16 protein-coding genes are annotated in these 17,550 nt (G+C 69.8%); 6 read left to right on the top strand and 10 right to left on the bottom strand.

Translation table 11 applies throughout. The features are described 5' to 3' along the window. Positions 1–23: 23 nt before the first annotated feature. Entirely contained in the window at positions 24–680 is a 657-nt protein-coding gene (locus ABE957_RS03375) for a transglycosylase SLT domain-containing protein (protein ID WP_432765389.1), read from the top strand. 88 nt (positions 681–768) lie between these two features. Here ABE957_RS03375 and ABE957_RS03370 read toward each other — a convergent pair whose 3' ends face one another. The 3 genes from ABE957_RS03370 to ABE957_RS03360 are packed head-to-tail and all read right to left on the bottom strand — an operon-like array spanning position 769 to position 4,681. Continuing rightward, positions 769–2,373 (bottom strand): BCCT family transporter, encoded by a 1,605-nt coding sequence (locus ABE957_RS03370; protein WP_349757261.1) that lies wholly within the window; start codon positions 2,371–2,373, stop codon positions 769–771. Positions 2,374–2,432: 59 nt separating this feature from the next. Further along, on the bottom strand, positions 2,433–3,563 hold the full coding sequence (locus ABE957_RS03365) for a mandelate racemase/muconate lactonizing enzyme family protein (protein ID WP_349757260.1): 1,131 nt from the start codon (positions 3,561–3,563) through the stop codon (positions 2,433–2,435). Then, entirely contained in the window at positions 3,560–4,681 is a 1,122-nt protein-coding gene (locus tag ABE957_RS03360) for a mandelate racemase/muconate lactonizing enzyme family protein (protein WP_349757259.1), read from the bottom strand. The genes ABE957_RS03365 and ABE957_RS03360 overlap by 4 nt, the downstream gene beginning before the upstream one ends. Before the next feature lie 257 nt (positions 4,682–4,938). Between ABE957_RS03360 and ABE957_RS03355 the strand changes: the two genes are divergently transcribed. Beyond that, positions 4,939–5,589, top strand: a complete 651-nt coding sequence (locus ABE957_RS03355; RefSeq protein ID WP_349757258.1) for a GntR family transcriptional regulator — start codon at positions 4,939–4,941, stop codon at positions 5,587–5,589. 218 nt (positions 5,590–5,807) lie between these two features. On the opposite strand, the gene ccoM is transcribed toward ABE957_RS03355, so the two are convergent. The 5 genes from ccoM to rfaH form a co-directional block, all read right to left on the bottom strand. Further along, positions 5,808–5,924 (bottom strand): cytochrome c oxidase subunit CcoM, encoded by a 117-nt coding sequence (gene ccoM, locus ABE957_RS03350; RefSeq protein WP_349757257.1) that lies wholly within the window; start codon positions 5,922–5,924, stop codon positions 5,808–5,810. Between the two features lie 168 nt (positions 5,925–6,092). Beyond that, a complete protein-coding gene (locus ABE957_RS03345; RefSeq protein WP_349757256.1) occupies positions 6,093–7,403 on the bottom strand; it encodes a PqqD family protein in 1,311 nt (436 codons plus the stop codon). After that, positions 7,400–7,723 carry a hypothetical protein gene (locus ABE957_RS03340; protein ID WP_349757255.1) on the bottom strand — a complete coding sequence of 108 codons (324 nt, stop codon included), beginning with the start codon at positions 7,721–7,723 and terminating at the stop codon, positions 7,400–7,402. The genes ABE957_RS03345 and ABE957_RS03340 overlap by 4 nt, the downstream gene beginning before the upstream one ends. A gap of 129 nt (positions 7,724–7,852) precedes the next feature. Next, on the bottom strand, positions 7,853–8,359 hold the full coding sequence (locus ABE957_RS03335) for an FKBP-type peptidyl-prolyl cis-trans isomerase (protein ID WP_349757254.1): 507 nt from the start codon (positions 8,357–8,359) through the stop codon (positions 7,853–7,855). A gap of 44 nt (positions 8,360–8,403) precedes the next feature. Then, positions 8,404–8,946 (bottom strand): transcription/translation regulatory transformer protein RfaH, encoded by a 543-nt coding sequence (rfaH, locus tag ABE957_RS03330; RefSeq protein ID WP_349757253.1) that lies wholly within the window; start codon positions 8,944–8,946, stop codon positions 8,404–8,406. Positions 8,947–9,155: 209 nt separating this feature from the next. Between rfaH and ABE957_RS03325 the strand changes: the two genes are divergently transcribed. After that, positions 9,156–10,517, top strand: a complete 1,362-nt coding sequence (locus ABE957_RS03325) for an AmpG family muropeptide MFS transporter (RefSeq protein WP_349757252.1) — start codon at positions 9,156–9,158, stop codon at positions 10,515–10,517. A gap of 75 nt (positions 10,518–10,592) precedes the next feature. Here the strand turns inward: ABE957_RS03325 and ABE957_RS03320 are convergent, their stop codons facing one another. Beyond that, positions 10,593–12,422, bottom strand: a complete 1,830-nt coding sequence (locus ABE957_RS03320) for an SEC-C metal-binding domain-containing protein (protein WP_349757251.1) — start codon at positions 12,420–12,422, stop codon at positions 10,593–10,595. Between the two features lie 63 nt (positions 12,423–12,485). After that, positions 12,486–13,730 carry an ABC1 kinase family protein gene (locus ABE957_RS03315; RefSeq protein ID WP_349757250.1) on the bottom strand — a complete coding sequence of 415 codons (1,245 nt, stop codon included), beginning with the start codon at positions 13,728–13,730 and terminating at the stop codon, positions 12,486–12,488. Between the two features lie 118 nt (positions 13,731–13,848). Here ABE957_RS03315 and ABE957_RS03310 point away from each other — a divergent pair, with 118 nt between their 5' ends. The 3 genes from ABE957_RS03310 (at position 13,849) to ABE957_RS03300 (ending at position 17,493) form a co-directional block, all read left to right on the top strand. Next, complete coding sequence (locus ABE957_RS03310; RefSeq protein ID WP_349757249.1) at positions 13,849–15,771, top strand: DNA topoisomerase III; 1,923 nt, start codon at positions 13,849–13,851, stop codon at positions 15,769–15,771. 119 nt (positions 15,772–15,890) lie between these two features. Then, positions 15,891–16,826 (top strand): ketopantoate reductase family protein, encoded by a 936-nt coding sequence (locus ABE957_RS03305; protein WP_349757248.1) that lies wholly within the window; start codon positions 15,891–15,893, stop codon positions 16,824–16,826. A gap of 58 nt (positions 16,827–16,884) precedes the next feature. After that, on the top strand, positions 16,885–17,493 hold the full coding sequence (locus ABE957_RS03300) for a hypothetical protein (RefSeq protein WP_349757247.1): 609 nt from the start codon (positions 16,885–16,887) through the stop codon (positions 17,491–17,493). Positions 17,494–17,550 lie beyond the last annotated feature (57 nt).

The raw sequence follows: 17,550 nt of genomic DNA, 5'->3' as shown, positions 1-17,550 counted from the left end.
GCTATCGGGCCATCGCGCTTGCGGTGGTCTGCGCCCTGCCTTCCGTGGCGGCGCTGGGTCAGGGCGACCAGGACTTCCTGGCCGCCCTTCCCCCGGAACTCTTGCCGTCAGTGCTATCGACCGACCGCCCCGCTCCCTTCGTGCAGGCCCTGCCGTCCACCCCGGCCAGCCTGCGCGACACCCTCGACGTCGTGCGCGACTCGCCCGCCTCGCCTGCCGATATCTGGGCGGCGCGCCAGTGGCTGAACGCCATGGAGCCGCGGCTCGCCCGCTACCTCCCGGAGGCGCAGCGTCGCCGGGAGCTGCTGGGACGCATCCACCACGAGGCGCGCCTCGCGGGCCTTTCGCCCTCGCTGGTGCTGGCGGTGATCCAGGTGGAGAGCGCCTTCCAGGCCGAGGCCGTCTCCTCGGCCGGCGCCGTCGGGCTGATGCAGATCATGCCGTTCTGGGTCCGCGAACTGGGGCTGCCCGCCGACGACCTCAAGGACCCGCGCCGCAACCTGCGCTACGGCTGCACGATCCTGGCCCACTACCTGGCCGTGGAGCGCGGCGACCTGACCCGAGCGCTGGCGCGCTATAACGGCAGCCTCGGCAAGACCTGGTATCCGGAACGGGTGATGCGCGCCCTGGCCGACCGCTGGTCGGTGCAGGACGCCGGCCGCGCCACCGCCCAGCGCTGAGTCAACCCCGCCTCCTGAGCATCGCGACGTACGAAAAACCGCCCCTCGGGGCGGTTCGATCTGCATGGCGATTCAGGAGAGTGGCCGATCAGAGCGTGGCCGATCGGGTGGCCAGCGCAGGCGTGACCGGCGCGCGCGCCTCGACCAGGATCTGCTCGCGTGAGTGGAGCCCGTAGTCCTCGCGCATCCAGCGCACCATGCCATAGCACATCAGCAACAGGATCGCCGAGAGCGGTACCGCGGTCATGATCGCGGCGGTCTTGATGGTGTTGAGCGGCGCGTCGACGAAGATCATCGCCATGGGCACGACCACCACCATCAGGCACCAGAACAGCCGGTGGGAGGCACTCGGATCCTGGCCGTTGCGCAGCTCCCTGGAGGCGGTGACCGCCAGGGTGTAGGAGGCCGAGTCCAGGGTCGAGATCAGAAACAGCATCGAGAGCACCACGAAGAACAGCACGAACAGGCTCGCCATCGGCAGGGTACCCAGCACCTGCAGGATCGCCACGTTGCCGCTGCTGGCCGCCATCTCGCCGACGACGTCGACCAGGCCATGGAGATGCGCGTCCATGCTGTAGTTCTCCAGCACGCCGAAGAACACCCAGCAGCCGAGGCTGCCGCTCACCAGCATGTTGATGATCACTTCCTTGACCCTGCGCCCGCGGGAGATGCGCGCCACGAACACGCCCATGAAGGGGGTGTAGGTGATCCAGTAGAGCCAGTAGAAGATCGTCCAGGACTCCGGGAAGTCGCTGCCCTGAATCGGCGAGGTCCACAGGCTCATGGTCACGAAGTTCTGCAGCATGATGCCGAGGGCGTTGACGGAGTTGTCGACGATGAACTTGCTTGGCCCCAACACGAACAGCGCCACCAGGAAGAGGATCGCCAGGATGCTATTGAAGTTGGTGACCCGGCGCACGCCCTTCTCGATGCCCAGGTAGGAGCTCAGCGAGAAGCTCACCGAGATCAACGCGACGATGGCCAGATCGATCATGAAACTGTTCTGCCACCCGAAGACGCCGGCCACCCCCTCCGAGAGCAGCGGAATGCTCAGCCCCAGGGTGACGCTGAGCCCGCCGATGCAGGTGAAGATGAAGATCAGGTCGACCAGCTTGCCGAGCGGCCCCCGCTGACGGATGCCGGTGATGGCGGCCACCACCGAGCTCAGTCGAAAGCCGGAATGCTTCCTGACGTAGAGGTGGTAGGCGATGGGCAGCACGGCGATGCAGTAGAGGCTCCAGGCGCTCAGCCCCCAGTGGAAGAAGTTGTAGGCCAGCGACCAGGCATAGGCGTCGTCGCTGCGCGCCGCAACGCCGAGCCCCGGGGTCTGGTAGTAGTAGGCCCACTCGAGAAAGGCCCAGTAGACCGTGGCCGAGCCCAGGCCCGCCGTGAGGATCATGCCCACCCAGCTCTTGGTGGAGAAATCCGGTCCCTCCTGGCCGAGCCGGATATCGCCGTACTTGCTGAACGCCAGCCACAGCAGGAAGGCGAAACTCGCCAGGGCGAAGACCAGGGTCGGCGTGCCGAAGACATAGGTGATCGCCGCGAAGGCGCGGTTGGCGATCGCCGATCCCTGCTCGGGGGAAACGGTCAGGCCCACGATGGTGGCCGCGACCACCACCAGGCTCACCACGATCAGGCCGTAGTCATACTTCTTGTTCGTGACCTCGGGGTCACGGGTCGTGCTTTGCATCGTCTTGCCTCGCTGAGATGTTGCCATTGTTGTCATGGGGCGTCGGCGGCGTGGCCCGTTCAGGCCACGCGATACCGCGTCAGGGTGTCGTCGTCCAGGTCGATGCCCAGTCCCGGGCCCTCGGGGACCCTGAGGGTGCCGTCGGGCTCGAGGGAGCGGGGCTCCTTGACCAGCGCCCAGCGCAGGGGCGAGTCGGAGGTCGAGAACTCCGCGTACTCCGGCGTCGCCCGGGCCGCCAGGAAATGCAGGTTGGCGCTCAGGGTGATGTCGGTGTTCCAGCCGTGGGGGACCAGCCGCGTGCCGTGGTGATCGCACAACGTGGCGATGTCGTTCATGCCGGTGAACCCGCCGACCCAGCCGATATCGGGCTGGGCGATGTCGATGGCGCCGGCGGCGAAGTAGGGTTCCCACTCGGCACTCGCCGTCAGCCCGGTATCGCCCACCGCGACGGGGATGCCGGCGTTCTTGAGCGCCTCGAAGGCGGCGAGGTTGTCTAGCGAGAACGGCGCCTCGAGCCAGTCGATGCGGCAGTCCTTGAGCACCGGCAGCAGCCACTGGATATCCGCCGCGTCGTGGAAGGTGGCGGTGGCGTCGAGCATGATCGGCATGTCGTCGCCGAGGTGCTCGCGCGCCGTCAGCAGCAGCCGCTGGGCCAGCGCCCGCTCCTCGCGCCAGAAGCCGTCGATGGCCAGCTTGATCGCCCGGGCGGGATAGGCTCGCGTCCGGTCGAGGGCGCGGCGCAGCTCATCCGGATCGCGGCCCAGCGGGTAGACCGTCACGTAGGCCGGCAGGGCGTCGTGGCGGCGCTGCCCCAGCAGCTCGGCGATGGGCTGGCCCTCCGCCTTGCCCTTGAGATCCCACAGCGCCATGTCGATGGCGCTGATCGCATGCAGCACCACGCCGCGGCGACCGTAGTAGCTGGTGTGCTGATACATCCTGTCCCACAGGCGACGAATGTCGCCGGGGTCCTCGCCCACCAGCAGGGCCTTCAGGCCCATCAGCGTGCTGGTCTTGGCCGGTGCCTCGACGATGGCACGGATCACCGAGGGCACGCTGTCCACCTCGGCGATGCCGCTGAGTCCCGAGTCGGTCATGACGCGGACCAGGCAGCAGTGATAGGTGGGGTCGAGATCCAGCGCGCGGCCGCTGTCGGCCTTGAGCTCGATGACGTCGATATCGGTGATTTTCATGGTGTGTCGCTCGACCAGTGCCAGAGGGTGTTCCGGTCCACCTGGGCCCCATCCATCTCGACGCCCAGCCCGTGCCCAGCGGGGGCAGAGACGAGGCCGTCGCGGGTACGGATCGGGGCGATACAGCCCCACTCATGGGGCTCGCAGGGCACCGGCTGTTCGAAGTAGAGGCTGTTGGGATTGGCCAGCATCAGGTGCAGGTTGGCGGCCTGGCGCAGGCTGTAGCCCCAGGACTGCAGCTCCAGGGGCAGGCGGTGCTCACGGGCCAGGGCCACCATCTCACGCCCTCGGGTGAAGCCGCCCGCGTAGTTGACGTCGAAGCGCAGCCCATCCCAGGCGCCCCGCTCGATCGCCAGCGCCATCAGCTCGGGATGCAGCAGGGTGTTGCCGGCCGCCAGGATGCGCGGGGCGGTGCCGGCCCGCAGGCGCGCGTAGCCCTGGAGGTCGGCATCCGGCAGCGGCGCCTCGAGCCATACGCAGGCGGTGCGACTGAGCCGCTCGGCCAGCCGCTCGGCGTCCTCGAGGGTATAGCGCTCCTCCAGATCGATCATGAACGGCAGGCGCTCGCCGAAATGCGCGTCCCAGGCCTCGACAATGGCGAGATCCTGCTCGAGGCGGCACGGCACGTGCAGTTTGACCGCACGATACCCCTGCTCGCACAGCGCTTCCCCGTAGCGCAGATAGGCCTCGGGCGTATCGAGCACCGGGGTGCTGGCGTAGGCGGGGATGCTTTCACGCTCCGCCCCCAGCAGCCGATACAGCGGCTGCTCAAGCGCCTTGGCCTTGAGGTCCCACAGGGCGATGTCGATCGCCGACTGGGGGCGCGGCGTCATGCTGCTGTAGCGGGCGACCAGATGCGACCAGATCGCCGCCGTCTCATTGGCATCGCGCCCGATCAGCTCGGGGCCGAGCAGGCGGATGGACTCGCCGAGCGTCCTGTCGAAGTCGTGCTCCGAATAGGTGGTGACCCCGGAAATGCCGACGAGGCCGCTGGCCGAGGTGAGACGCGTCAGGGTGAGCGTCTCGAACACCTCCTGCATGTCCCCGGCGAGCCGGTGGCGTGGCACGTCCGGACCCACGACGCGGACCTCGACGCTTTCGATGATCGTGCTCGACATCTTTACTCCTGCACGGGAGACCTTGAGGCGTGGAAGTCGAGGCGGCGGCGCACCCCCGAGCTTCCTCGGCGACGCCTGAGGGCCTGGCGTCGAGCGCGAATTGTAAACTGTCCTACAATCCACAAAACTCGACTTTAGTCGAAATATCCTGCTCGAAGCGAGATCGGCACCATGGCCACCCCGCCCTTCGATCATCGATCGCTGTTAGAATGCATCCGCGCCCCGCGCAGGAACGTTCCAGCCACTCGAGGATGCCCGTGACCGCCAGCCCGCGCACCATCAACAAGATCAGCCTGGAGGACCAGGCCGTGGACCTCATCCGGGAGCAGATCCTGGAGGGCGTCATTCAGCCCGGCGAACGACTGGTCGAGTCGCGCCTGGCCAAGGACTATGCGCTGTCGCGGGGAACGGTACGCATCGCCCTGCAGCGCCTGGGCAACGAGGGGCTCATCGAGCAGCGCCCCTACGTGGGGTGGCGGGTCGTCGAATTCACGGAGCAGGACATCTGGGAGCTCTATACCCTGCGCGTGGCGCTGGAGAGCATGGCGTCACGACTCGCCGCCCAGCGCATCACGCCCGCCGGGAAGCAACGGCTGCTGGACGCCTTCGAGACGCTGGAGGCACTGTGCCGGACGGGCTCCATCGAACGCATCACCCAGGCCGACCTGGGGCTTCATCTCGCGATCGTGGAGCTCGCCGAGCATGCGCGTCTCAAGAAGCAGTACGACCTGATCAAGAATCAGTTCCTGCTCTATATCAAGACGTCCAACCGCGACTTTCGCGTCGACACCATCGCCGAGTCCCATCGGGAACTGATCGAGGCGATCTGCGCCGGTGACGCGGCAAGGGCGGAGCAGGAGGCGATCCGCAACATCACCGAGCTCGGTCCACTGAACTCGGCGCCATGAGTTCGGCTACTGGAATACGTCTACCCGGGCAGGCTGACTTCACCACAGGTTGCTAGAGAGCACTCGTTGAGCCGGCGGCCGCTGTCGGGCCGCCGGCGAGGACGGGCGACTCGGCGACTCGGGATGAGAAAAGGACAGACGAAAAAAAGCCGACCCAAGTGGGTCGGCTACTGGGGGGAAAGCTCCCCCCTCCCCTGACGACTCTAGAAGCGGCTGGATCAGTGCTTGTTCTTGCGATGGTGATCGCGAACGACGAACGCGATCCAGCCCCCCATGAAAGCGATCATCATCGCGACGGTAACAAGCCCGAAGATTACGGCGTCATCCAAGTACATGGTGTGTCCTCCCGTCTCGATGTGTTGAGTGCACTCTAGCGCGCCATCGGGAGACGTAAACTGACCTGCATCAAGTTTGCCGCCGGCCCGGTGATCGGAGACCAGCGAGACTTGATGCAGATCAGATTCGGGAGCGCTGCCGGCGGAATCGGCGTCGGAACGCCGCGCTCAGCGCTCGACATCGGGCGCGATCAGCCCAGCCGCCGCCAGGTCGTCGAAGAGCCGTGCCACATCCCGGGCGAGCCGCGCGGGCTCGACCTCGGGGAAGCATTCGGCCAGCAGCGCCGCCACCTCGGCACGACTCAGGGCCTCGAGGCCCAGCAGGCGCCAGATGCCGGCAGCCACGGCGCTCAAGCGGTGCACCCCGCCCTGGCCATCGACCAGAAAGTGTTCTTCGCCCAGGGGGTACTCCGCCTCCACCGGCCGACGGCGCCAAGCCGCGTCCGGGACGCCGACGGTCGGTATGCTCTCGGATAACGGGCAGGCCGGCCGAGGGTCGGCCTCGTCCAGCGGCTGCTCGGTCAGATCATCTTCGGCCAGCCCCGCCACCACCCGCTCGACGGCCGCCACGGGGTCGTCGTAGCGAAGCGACCGGCACGGCAGGCCCTGCATCATCGGCAGCAGCCGCTCGACCCGGCGGGCGGGATCGTGCGCGTCGCCGGCGAGGCTCTGGCCCAGCAGCCGTAGCAGGCCATCGCCGGGAGAGAGGCGCGTCAGGGTGGGCGCCGCGGTTCCCGGCACGCGATCCAGCATCACGATGGCGCCGATGGGGCACGCCTCGCCGTGGCCGGCGAGGCGGTCCTCGCCCAGGGCCAGATAGTGATAACGCTCATCCGAGACGCCTTCGCGGGCGGCGATGAACGCCACCAGTTCGGCAGAGAGGGGCTCCGGCAAGGGCAGGCGCAGCCGCGGCGCGATGCCCAGCGCCTCGCCCAGTGGCTCTCCCGGCACGCGACCGCGCCCTTGGCTCCCGTCCTTGTCTACATCACCGTCGCTCAGCATCAGCACGTCGTCGGCGAAGACGCGATAGCCGGCGGCGGCGAAGGCGGCGCTGAGCAGGCTCTTGCCCGCCCGGTGGGTAGCGGGAAAGAGCACCAGCCGCCCGCCGATCTCCACGGCGGCACAGTGCAGGCCGTTCTGCTGTGGCCTGGTCTCGAGCAGCAGCGATATCAGGTCGGCGATCAGGCTGCCGGCCGCCGTGGCGATGCCGGGCAGCCGCCGGGGCCGCGACCGGCCCGGCACGGCCTGGCCATAGCCGTCTGCCTCACGCCAGGCCCTTAGCTCCCGGAACGGGGGCGCCTCGACAGATGATGATGGCGGCGAGAGCGCCGAGGCCGGCGCGGGCGCAAGCGGCCAGCCGGGCATCGCCGCGCGCAGCGCTTCGGCGAGCTCGGGCGCCTGTTCGAGTCTCAGGGCCACCTCGAGCCCCGCCGGCTGCAGGGACTCGAGACACCGCGTGCTGATCGGCGACTCGCTCACCAGCGGCTGGGGAAGCTGTGACTGGGATAGCTGAAGCTATGGCTATGGCTGTGGCTGTGGCTGTGCTTCGAGTGCCGGTGACGACGGTGATGCTTGTGGTGGCGGTGGCGGCGATGTTCGCGGTAGTCGTCCACGTAGCGACGCTCCCGGGTCTCCGGATGGGTCTCGTAGACGATCCGCCAGCGCCCGTCGTCCCAGTCGCCGGCCTGGGCCTGGCCCAGGGTGGAGAGGGTCGGGGCCGCGTAGGCGGCAACGCCGACCAGGCCGAGGGCGGCCAGCAGCGTGCGCCGGCGGGGGCAAAGGACAGAGTGGTCGCTCATCAATGGGCTTCCCTGGGTGGCGGAACGAGGCGCCCAGCCTACCGCGAGTCGACCGCGACGAGGCCTGCCCCAGGCGCGCTTCCCCAGTCGCTGCAAATTGCCGTTGGCGTTGTCGCCCGGCGACGACGCTCAGACCATCTTCTTGTCTTCGACCTCGCCGGGCTCGGTGCCGGGCGGCAGCGGATGGCCCTTGGCCAGCTCGGCGCGGGTGGCCTCGCGGACCTCGAGCACCTCGAGGCGATAGCGCAGGGTGTGGCCGGCCAGCGGGTGGTTGGTGTCGATCAGCACGCCGTCGTCGCGCACCTCGAGGATAGTGACGATCTCCGGGCCGTCGTCGCCGGGGGTCTGGAAGCGCATGCCGGGCGCGTGGTCGGGCGCGGGAAAAGCGTGCCGCCCGACCTCGCGCACCAGCGCCTCGTCGCGCAGACCGTAGGCCTCGGCCGGCATCAGGGTGACGGAGAGCTCGGCACCGGCGGCGCGGCCCGCCAGGGCATGCTCCAGGCCGGCCATGATATTGCCGTGGCCGTGCAGGTACTCGAGCGGCTGCGCCCGGGCCCGGGAGTCGTCGAGGACATTGCCGTCCCGGTCGCTGAGCACGTAGTGCAGGGACACGACGCGTTGAGAGTCGATGGTCATGGGGGCTCCTTGAGCGATGAAGGGATAGGCGACGAGGCCGACGGCTACTCGCGGCGGCGCAGCTGGCCGACGGGCATCTCGAGACGCTGCTGCTGGTGCAGCAGGTTGAGCAGCACGATGGCTCGCTCCTCGCCCTTGTGGCTCGAGAACACCGCCTGCAGGTCCTTGAAGGGCCCCTCGGTGATCTCCACCGCCTCGCCGGCGCGGAAGTAGACGTTCGCCGTCGCGTCCTGCTCGTCGCTGCCATGCTCGAGCAGGGTCGTGATCAGCGAGTCGCTGACCGGCACCGGCTGCGCGAGGCCGAAGGTGACGATCTTCAGCACCCCGCGGGTAGAGCGAATGGGACGCCAGTTGCTGGCCAGGCGATCGAGCCGAATGAAGAGGTAGTAGGGAAAGAGCGGTTCGCTGACCCACTCGAGCTTGCCGCGGCGCTTCTTCTGGACCTGCAGCACGGGATGGAAGATCTCGTAGCCCTGGTTGGTCAGGTGCTCGGCGGCGCGGAAGGACTCCCCGCCCTTGCACTGAATCACGTACCAGCGGGGGACGGCATCATCGGCCTCGTGGTGACGAATCTCTGAATCGCTCATATGGCTCCTGATCGGCTTCCTGCTGGTATCACTGCCGGTGCTCTGCAACAATCCCACCGCATGTCCACCCCGGGCATCGGCCCGCGGGCGACATGGGCCGAACGGCCGTTGGCCCGGCGACTGATTGCAATTTTATCATCGATGGCGGGGACCTGCGTGACCGCCCTCGAGTCCCCACGCACGCCCCGGCGCAAGGAGTCCTGCCCGACATGTCGCCCCCCACCGCTCGCCGCAGCTGGCACGACGCCCTGGTGATCTATCTGCGCGCTCCGGTCATCACCATGCTGTTCCTCGGCTTCTCCGCCGGCCTGCCCTTCCTGCTGGTGTTCTCCACGCTCTCGGCCTGGCTGCGCAGCACCGGCGTCGAGGTGGCGGCCATCGGCTTCTTCGCCTGGATCGGCATGCTCTATTCGATCAAGTTCTTCTGGGCCCCGGTGGTGGACCGGCTCGCCCTGCCGCTGTTGACCCGCACCTTCGGTCAACGTCGCGGCTGGATGCTGCTGGCCCAGGCGATGATCGCCGCCGGCCTGATCGGCCTCTCCGGCATCGACCCGGTCGATCACCTGCCGCTGGTGGCCGCCTTCGCGCTGCTGGTAGCCTTCGGCAGCGCGACCCAGGACATCGCCATCGACGCCTTTCGCATCGAATCGGCCCCGGACGATGTCCAGGCCGCGATGGCCTCGACCTACATCATCGGCTACCGCGGCGGACTGCTGGCCGCCGGCGCCGGGGCCCTCTACGTGGCCTCGCTGGTCTCCTGGGAGGCCGCTTATCTCTGCATGGCGGCGCTGGTCGGCGTCGGGGCGGTCACGGTGCTGCTGCGCCCGGAGCCCGAGCGGACCTCGCTCGGCACGCAGCTGATCCACGAGCCGCGAGTGCGCGCCTTCCTGCGCGCCTCTCGCGGGCGACCAAAGCCGCTGCGCCGCCTGGTCGCCTGGGTGATCGGCGCCATCGTCTGCCCCTTTACCGACTTCTTCACCCGCCACCATCGCAAGGCCATCTGGCTGCTGGCGTTCGTGGCGGTGTTCCGGATCAGCGACCTGGCCATGGCCTCGATGGCCAACCCGCTCTACATCGATTTGGGGTTCAGCCTGGCGACCATCGCCAACGTCACCAACGTCTTCGGCATCGCCATGAGCATCGGCGGGGGGATTCTCGGCGGGCTGCTGGTGGCCCGCTATGGCATCGGGCCGATCCTGGTGCTAGGCGCGGCGGCGGCGGCGCTGACCAACCTGATGTTCGTGGCCCTGTCGCTGGCGGGACAGAACCTGCCGATGCTGGTCATGGCCATCGTCGGCGACAACCTGGCCAACGGCCTGGCGAGTGCGGTCTTCATCGCCTTCCTGTCGAGCCTTACCTCGCGGGCCTACACGGCGACCCAGTACGCGCTCTTCTCGTCGCTGATGACCCTGCCCGGCAAGTTCCTGAGCGGCTTCGGCGGCCTGGTGGTGAGCAGCGAGGGCTATGCCACCTTCTTCATGATCTCCACCGCCCTCGGCGTACCGGCGGTGCTGCTGGCGATCTGGATCTACCGCGACCGCGAGCTGGTGGCGGCCCCGCGGGCCGCCTGAGCCAGGCTCGCTCGCCGGCACCCCAGCCGGCACCCATGCCGGTACCCAAGCCAGCGCGGGACGGCCGGCGCCGGGTCACTCGCCGAGCCGGCCCTGCAGCCAGTCCAGCGCGCCCGGGGTGGTGCGCCACTGGTCGCGCATCAGGGTACGGTACTGCCAGGCCTCGGCCCGGGAGCCGGGCGCGGCGACCCCGTCACCGCCGCTGCCAACCGGGCGCGGGTTCTCGGCGCATAGCATCGAGACCACATGGCTATTGTGGCGACGCACCTCGGCCAGCGCCTCGTCGGCCTCGTCGCGGCGCTCCAGGCGATAGAGCGCCAGCACTCGCCCCATCAGCAGCCCGAGCGGCGGCGCCTCGTCATCCTCGCCCTCGAGTTCGCGCACACTGAGCTCCAGCGCCGCGCGATCGCGCCCTTCCCGCAGCAGCTGATCGAGCACCAGCTCACGAAGCCCCAGGCTGTCCTCGGCGTCCAGGGTCAGCAGCCGCTCGGCCAGCTCCCGGGAGCGGGCGCGGGCGCCGCGCTCCATGCCGACCACCAGGGCCAGGCCCGAGCGCAGCAGCACGGCGTTATCGGCGTTGTCCCACAGGAAGCCGCCCTCGCCCTCGGCGCGCACCTGCTCGAGCCAGCGCTCGAGCCGGGTCGCCAGCGGCTCGAACAGGCTTGGCGCCATCCACGGCAGGCTGCCGAAGCGGCTGGCCAGCGCCAGCGCCAGGGCCTGCAGCACGGCCGGCGAATCCAGCCACTCGGGGTGGGCACAGAGCGCGGGGAGCCACTCGCCGGCCTGCGGCCAGGGATCCTCGTCGAAGCCCATGGGCGCATCGCTCTCGACCCGGGACTTGAAGACCTTCTGCCAGGCGGCGAACAGGGTGTCCTCGCGGGCGGTGGAGTGGTACTCGAGGCCGGCCTCGGCGTCGCGGCGGATCTCCAGGCGCGGGGCGACGGGCAGCTCGGCGAGCAGCGCCTGCAGGGCCACCAGCGGCTCGGCCAGGTCCTCCTCGGCGCTGAGCAGCTGGTCGGCCAGGGTCGCGCCGGGGTTGTCGGCCAGGTCGGCCAGGAACTGCAGCTGGTCGGGATCCAGTTCGCCCTGGCGGGCCAGGCGCCGGAACCAGAAGCGCGAGCGCTCCGCGGCCTCCTGCTCGTGCCCCTCATGGAGCAGCAGCATCGCCTCGATGTAGGCCAGCGTCGGCGAGTCGGGCAGCGCCTGCTGGGCGCGCACGAAGGCGGCCCGGGCGCTGTCCAGGTCGTCGTTGTCGAGGTGCATCAGGCAGAGGCGCTCCAGGGCCACGCCGCGCAGGAACAGCGGCCCGCGATCGAGCACCGCGTCGAGCAGCGCCTCGCGCTTGCGGTTGAAGCCGCGCTCCTGGTAGAGGTCGATGAGGATCTCGAAGGCGGGCTCCGCCTGCTCGGGCAGCGTCAGCCAGTCGGCGCGCTCGAACAGCGATTCGAGGATCTGCTGGGCGCGCCCGCGCTGGCCCGACTCGGCGGCGATCAGCCCGGCCTCCAGCAGGGCCTGGGCCGGCGCCCGGCCGCTGGCCAGTGCCGCCTTCAAGGTATCGCCCTTCCAGTCGCGCAGCGAGAGCATCCACATCAGGTGGGTCGGCACGTGCCCGGGCAGGCTGACCGCCCCGCAGCAGTGCTTGGTCTTGCGCCCGGAATCGCACCAGCAGGGCTCGTTGCGTCCCGGCCGGGCCAGCGGCTCGGCGGCGAAGTCGAGCCGCGCCAGCGGCGTCTGCGACCACAGCTCCGGGGCCAGCGCCTGGGCCAGCGCCGCGTCGCCGCCGACCAGCGCCGGCCCCTGCTCGCGGGCCCAGGCCATCAGCGTGGGATAGCGCTCATCCTCGCGAATGGCGCCCAGTGCCCCCGTGGCAAAGCCCAGCAGCTGTTCCACCCATACTGCCAGCATCGCACTCTCCGCATCCGCAAAAAGGGCACAGTCTACCAGCCCGCCGCGGGGCTGGGCAGGTGGTCAGGCCGGCGCGCTCGGCAGCAGCGCGCGGGTGCGGGCGTGCATGTCGAGGCGCGCGCCGAGGCGCACGAGGTTCCAGTAGTGGCCATTCAGGGTGCGTGACAGCAGCAGGGTGTCTGCCGGCGGCTGCAGGCGATCCATGGCCGCCCATACCTTCGGCGAGAGCTCGCGCAGCCGACGATGCACCCGCACGTCGCCGAAGTCCTGCTCGCCGGGCTGGAAGAGCGGCGACACCGCCTCGGCCGACTCGCGGTAGAGCGACAGCGGGGCACCCTGTCCCTGGCGGCCGCCAAGCTCGAGCAGCGCGGCGTCCATGGCCATGGCATCGCCCTCGAGGGTCGCCTCGAGCAGATGCATCATCGCCGTGAGGCGTGCCTCCGGCACCGGGATCACCGCGCCGAGGTCGTAGATCACCAGGCGCCCCGCCTCGTCCGCGGCGAAGTTGCCGGCGTGGGGGTCGGCGTGCAGCTCCCCATGGGTGAAGAGCTCCTCGGTCAGCCAGTCGGCGAGGGTGACCGCCACCTGCTGGCGAAGCTCATGGTCGGCCTCCTCGAGCTCGCGCAGCGGGGTGCCGGCCACATAGCGCATGGCCAGCACTCGCGGGCCCGAGAACTCGGGCAGCGGCTCGGGGATCACCAGCCGGTCGAGATGGGCATAGCGCGCGCGGTAGCGGGCCAGTGCCTCGGCCTCGGCATGGTAGTCGAGCTCGCCGCGCAGGCTCACCGCCAGCTCCTCGAACAGCGCATCGAGGCGCGCCTGGGGTACCTTGAACCAGCGTCCCAGGCGCATCAGGCGCCGCACCTGAGCCAGATCACTCTCCAGCACCTCGGCAAGCCCCGGGTACTGGACCTTGAGCACCAGGGTCTCGCCGTCGTGGGTCACGGCGCGATGCACCTGCCCCATGGAGGCGCTGGCGAAGGGGCGCTGCTCGATCTCGCGAAACCGCGCGTCGAGCTCGCCGTACTGCTCGACCAGGGTATGCCGGATATCGGCCCAGGGCATGGGTTCGGCCTGACGCTGGAGGCGGGCGAGCTCCTCGGCGAGATCCGGCGGCAGCAGGTCGTCCCACTGGGACATGATCTGGGCCAGCTTCATGGCCGGCCCCTTGAGCTCGGAGAGCCCCTCGAAGAGCGCCTCGCCCAGGGCCCGCCAGTCGGCCTGCCCCCCCAATCGGGTGCGGATCAGCGCCCCTCCGGTGCGGGCGCCGAGGCCCAGCAGGCGTCGAGTACGGCCACTTTCGCGCATCGCCTTATCTCCTCGCATAAATTTGTACAACCATTGTACACCTGAGAGCCAGCTTACACCTGGCGAGGCGCTGAGAATACTGGAAGAATGTCCATGTCATTTCCTCCGACGAGCCGCCATGCGCCTGATCATCGCCGAAAAACCGAGCCTGGGCCGGGCCATCGCCGACGCGCTGCCCGGCAGCCCGCGCCGTCACGACGGGGCCGTCGTGGTCGGCGACACCACGGTCACCTGGTGCCTGGGCCACCTGCTGGAGCAGGCGCCGCCGGACGCATACGACCCCGCCCTCAAGCAGTGGCGCCTGGACGCCCTGCCGATCCTGCCGGAGCGCTGGAAGCTGATGCCCCGCCCCAAGGCGCGCGGCCAGCTGGCGGTGATCCGCAAGCTGCTCAAGGACGCCCACGAGGTGGTGCATGCCGGCGACCCGGACCGCGAGGGCCAGCTGCTGGTGCAGGAGGTGATCGAGCACCTGGGCTGGAAGGGCCCGGTCTCGCGCCTGCTGGTCAGCGACCTCAACCGCCCGGCGGTCAAGCGGGCGCTGGGGCGGCTCGAGGACAATGCCCGTTTCACGCCCCTCTATCGGGCGGCCCAGTCGCGGGCCCGGGCCGACTGGCTGTACGGCATCAACCTGACCCGCGCCTGGACAGTGAGCGGGCGACAGGCCGGCCACGACGGGGTGCTCTCGGTAGGCCGGGTGCAGACGCCGGTGCTGGGGCTGGTCGTGCGCCGCGACGCCGAGATCCGTGACTTCCGGCCCACGCCCTTCTTCGTGCTATGGACCGATCTCGCTGTCGCCCAGGGCCGACTGCGGGCCTGGTGGCAGCCCGGCGAAGCCCATCCCCTGGACGATCAGGGGCGACTACTGGCGCGGGAACCCGCCGCCGAGCTGGCCGAACGCCTGCCCGGCGCCCAGGGCCGGCTGACCCAGCTGGAGAGCCGCGACAAGCGCCAGGCCGCGCCCCTGCCCTACTCGCTCTCGGCGCTTCAGGTGGACGCGGCGCGTCGCCACGGGCTCTCGGCCAAGGCGACCCTGGACGTCTGCCAGCGCCTCTACGAGCGCCATCAGCTGATCACCTACCCGCGCTCGGACTGCCGCTACCTGCCCGAGGAGCATTTCGCCGCCGCCCGGACCACCCTCGAGGGCGCCTGTCGAGCCGACGACACACTGCGCGGCTGGCTCGCCGGCGCGGATTTCTCACATCGCTCCAAGGCCTGGAACGACAAGCGGGTCGGCGCGCACCACGCCCTGGCACCCACCGGCAAGCCCGCCGATCTGTCGCGGCTCGAGAAGGCCGAGGCGGACGTCTTCCGGCTGATCGCCCGCAACGTGCTGGCCCAGTTCTACCCGCTCCTGGCCGTGCGCGAGGTCAAGGCGGACTTCCTGATCCTCGAGGAGCACTTCCGCGCCAAGGGGCAGGAGGTCCTCGACCCCGGCTGGAAGCCGCTGTTCACCACCCGCGAGGAGGCGCCGCCCCTGCCACCGCTCAACGAGGGCGAGGCCTGCCGGGTGGCAGAGGCCGGCGTGGAGGATCGCGAGACCCGCGCCCCCGAGCCCTTCACCGACGCCAGCCTGATCAAGGCGATGATGAACATCGCCCGCTATGTCGACGACCCGGCGGTGCGCCGCACCCTGCGCGAGCACGACGGCCTGGGCACCGAGGCGACGCGGGCCGGCATCATCGAGACCCTGGTGGAGCGCGGCTATCTGGTGCGCCAGGCCAAGGCGCTGCGCGCCAGCCGGCTGGGCAGCGCGCTGATCGCCTCGCTGCCCGACGCGGCCGGGCGCCCCGAGCGCACCGCCCTGTGGGAGCAGCGGCTGGGCGCCATCGCCGAGCAGGGCGACGATCCGGCCCCCTTCCTGGCGGCGCTGATCGAGGACCTGCGCGGCCTGCTCAGCGCCGCGGACGCCGGTAAGATCCGCACCGCGCTCGCCAGCGCCCAGGGGGAGCAGGCGCCGGCACCTCGCGCCAGGAGCGGCAAGAAACGCGGCGCCCCTCGCCGCCGCAGCACCGCCGCGACCAAGCGCACCCGGAAAACATGATGCACCGCGCCGCCGCCTAGTGTATTGCGAAAGCGTGATGCGAACGCCTGCTGCGAACGCGTGCCGCGGACGCTTGCCGCCCACGATGCCGTGGCCATGAATTTGAAAGGAGAGCCGCCATGACCCTGACGCGACACTGGATCGTCGGACCCGGCGCGCTGGGCCGGCTGATCGCCCTGCGGCTGGCCGGCGCGGCCGAGGTGACGCTGATCGCCCGCCGAACCCTGCCCGCCGAACAGACGCTGATCACCCCGGAGCATGCGGCGCTGGTGCGCCGAGTCGGCGTGGCCCACATCGAGGCCCTGCCATCGCCGCCCCCCGACGTGGTGCATCTCACCACCAAGGCGCACGGCGCCGAGGCGGCCCACGCCGCCCTGGCCGACCACCTGCCCGACGGGGTGCCGCTGGTGCTGTGGCAGAACGGCTTCGCCTGCCAGCCGCGGCTCAGTGAACGCCACGCGGGGCCGGTGCTGTGCGCCAGCACCACCGAGGGAGCGCATGTCCAGGACGATGCCCGAGTGACTCATGCCGGGCACGGCCACACCTTCCTCGGCAGCCTCGATGGCCGCCACGGCGAGCTCGCCGTGCACCTGGCCGACACGCTCGCCTCGGCGGGCCTGCCCGCCGAGGCGGTCGACGACATCCGTCGGCGGCTGTGGCGCAAGCTCGCCGTCAACGCGGCGATCAATCCGCTGGTGGCCCAGTTCGGCATCCGCAACGGCGAGCTCTGCGACGCGTTTTATCGTCCCCGGGTCGAGACCTTGCTCGCCGAGCTCGCGCCGATCCTCGCCGCCGAGGGCGTCGCGCCGCCCGATGGCGAGGGGATCGAGGGCTGGCGGCGCCTGGTGTGGCAGGTCATCGAGGCGACGGCCGCCAACCGCGCCTCCATGCTGCAGGACGTCCAGGCCGGGCGACTCACCGAACACGAGGCGATCCTCGCGCCGCTGCTCGCCGCGGCCGAGCGGCACGGCCTGGCGGCGCCCGACCTGGCCGATCACCTGACCGCCCTGCGGGCGCGCGCCGACGCATTGGCGCAACCTGGGGACGGTTGCTAGATTGAGAGGGTGATAATTCCGGGCCGGCACCCCCACTGCCGACTCAAGGTCGGAGATCATGCATCCGGATTCGCGCCACCTTATCGCCCTGACCGCCCTGCTGGCGTTCGTCGCCCTGCCCTGCCAGGCCGACATCGAGCTTGAACTCGACGCCGACAGAGAGATCGAGGCCGAGATGCCCGCTTACGGCGGCATCGCCCAGCCCTTGGTACTGCTCGACAACGGCATGCTCGTTCAGGGCGACGACGTCGCCACCCTCGATGGCACCACTTCCGGCTTTCGCCTCACCGCCGGCTTCACCCCCCAGAGCCTGCCCCGGCTAGACTTGGGCGCCGAACTCAGCTACCAGCGCAGCGACGACGTGCCGATCGCCGGGGAGGATGGCTCGCGACTCCACGACACCACCAGCCTGGGCGGCAGCCTGATGGCCGGTGTGCGCGTCGGCGACCTCGGCCTCTACGCCAAGGCGGGACTGGCGGAGTGGCAGGGCGACCCCATCGGCAGCGACGATCGCGCCGCGGGGAGCCGCGGCACGGCGAGGACCCAGGGCTTCGGGGCTCGCCTGCAGTTTCGCCAGGTGGTCAGCCGCTTCGAGTTCGAGCAGATCGATGCCCCGGCCCTCGAGCATCTCAACCTGATGACCGCCTCGATTCATTTTCCCTTCTAAACGCCCTGACCTGTCGAACCCACTGATCCCACGCTATAAACGACATCGCCCCGGCCA

It is taken from the genome of Halomonas pelophila, from assembly GCF_040196315.1.
GTDB lineage: Bacteria > Pseudomonadota > Gammaproteobacteria > Pseudomonadales > Halomonadaceae > Halomonas > Halomonas pelophila.
This window is presented reverse-complemented; position numbering and strand designations above follow the sequence as displayed.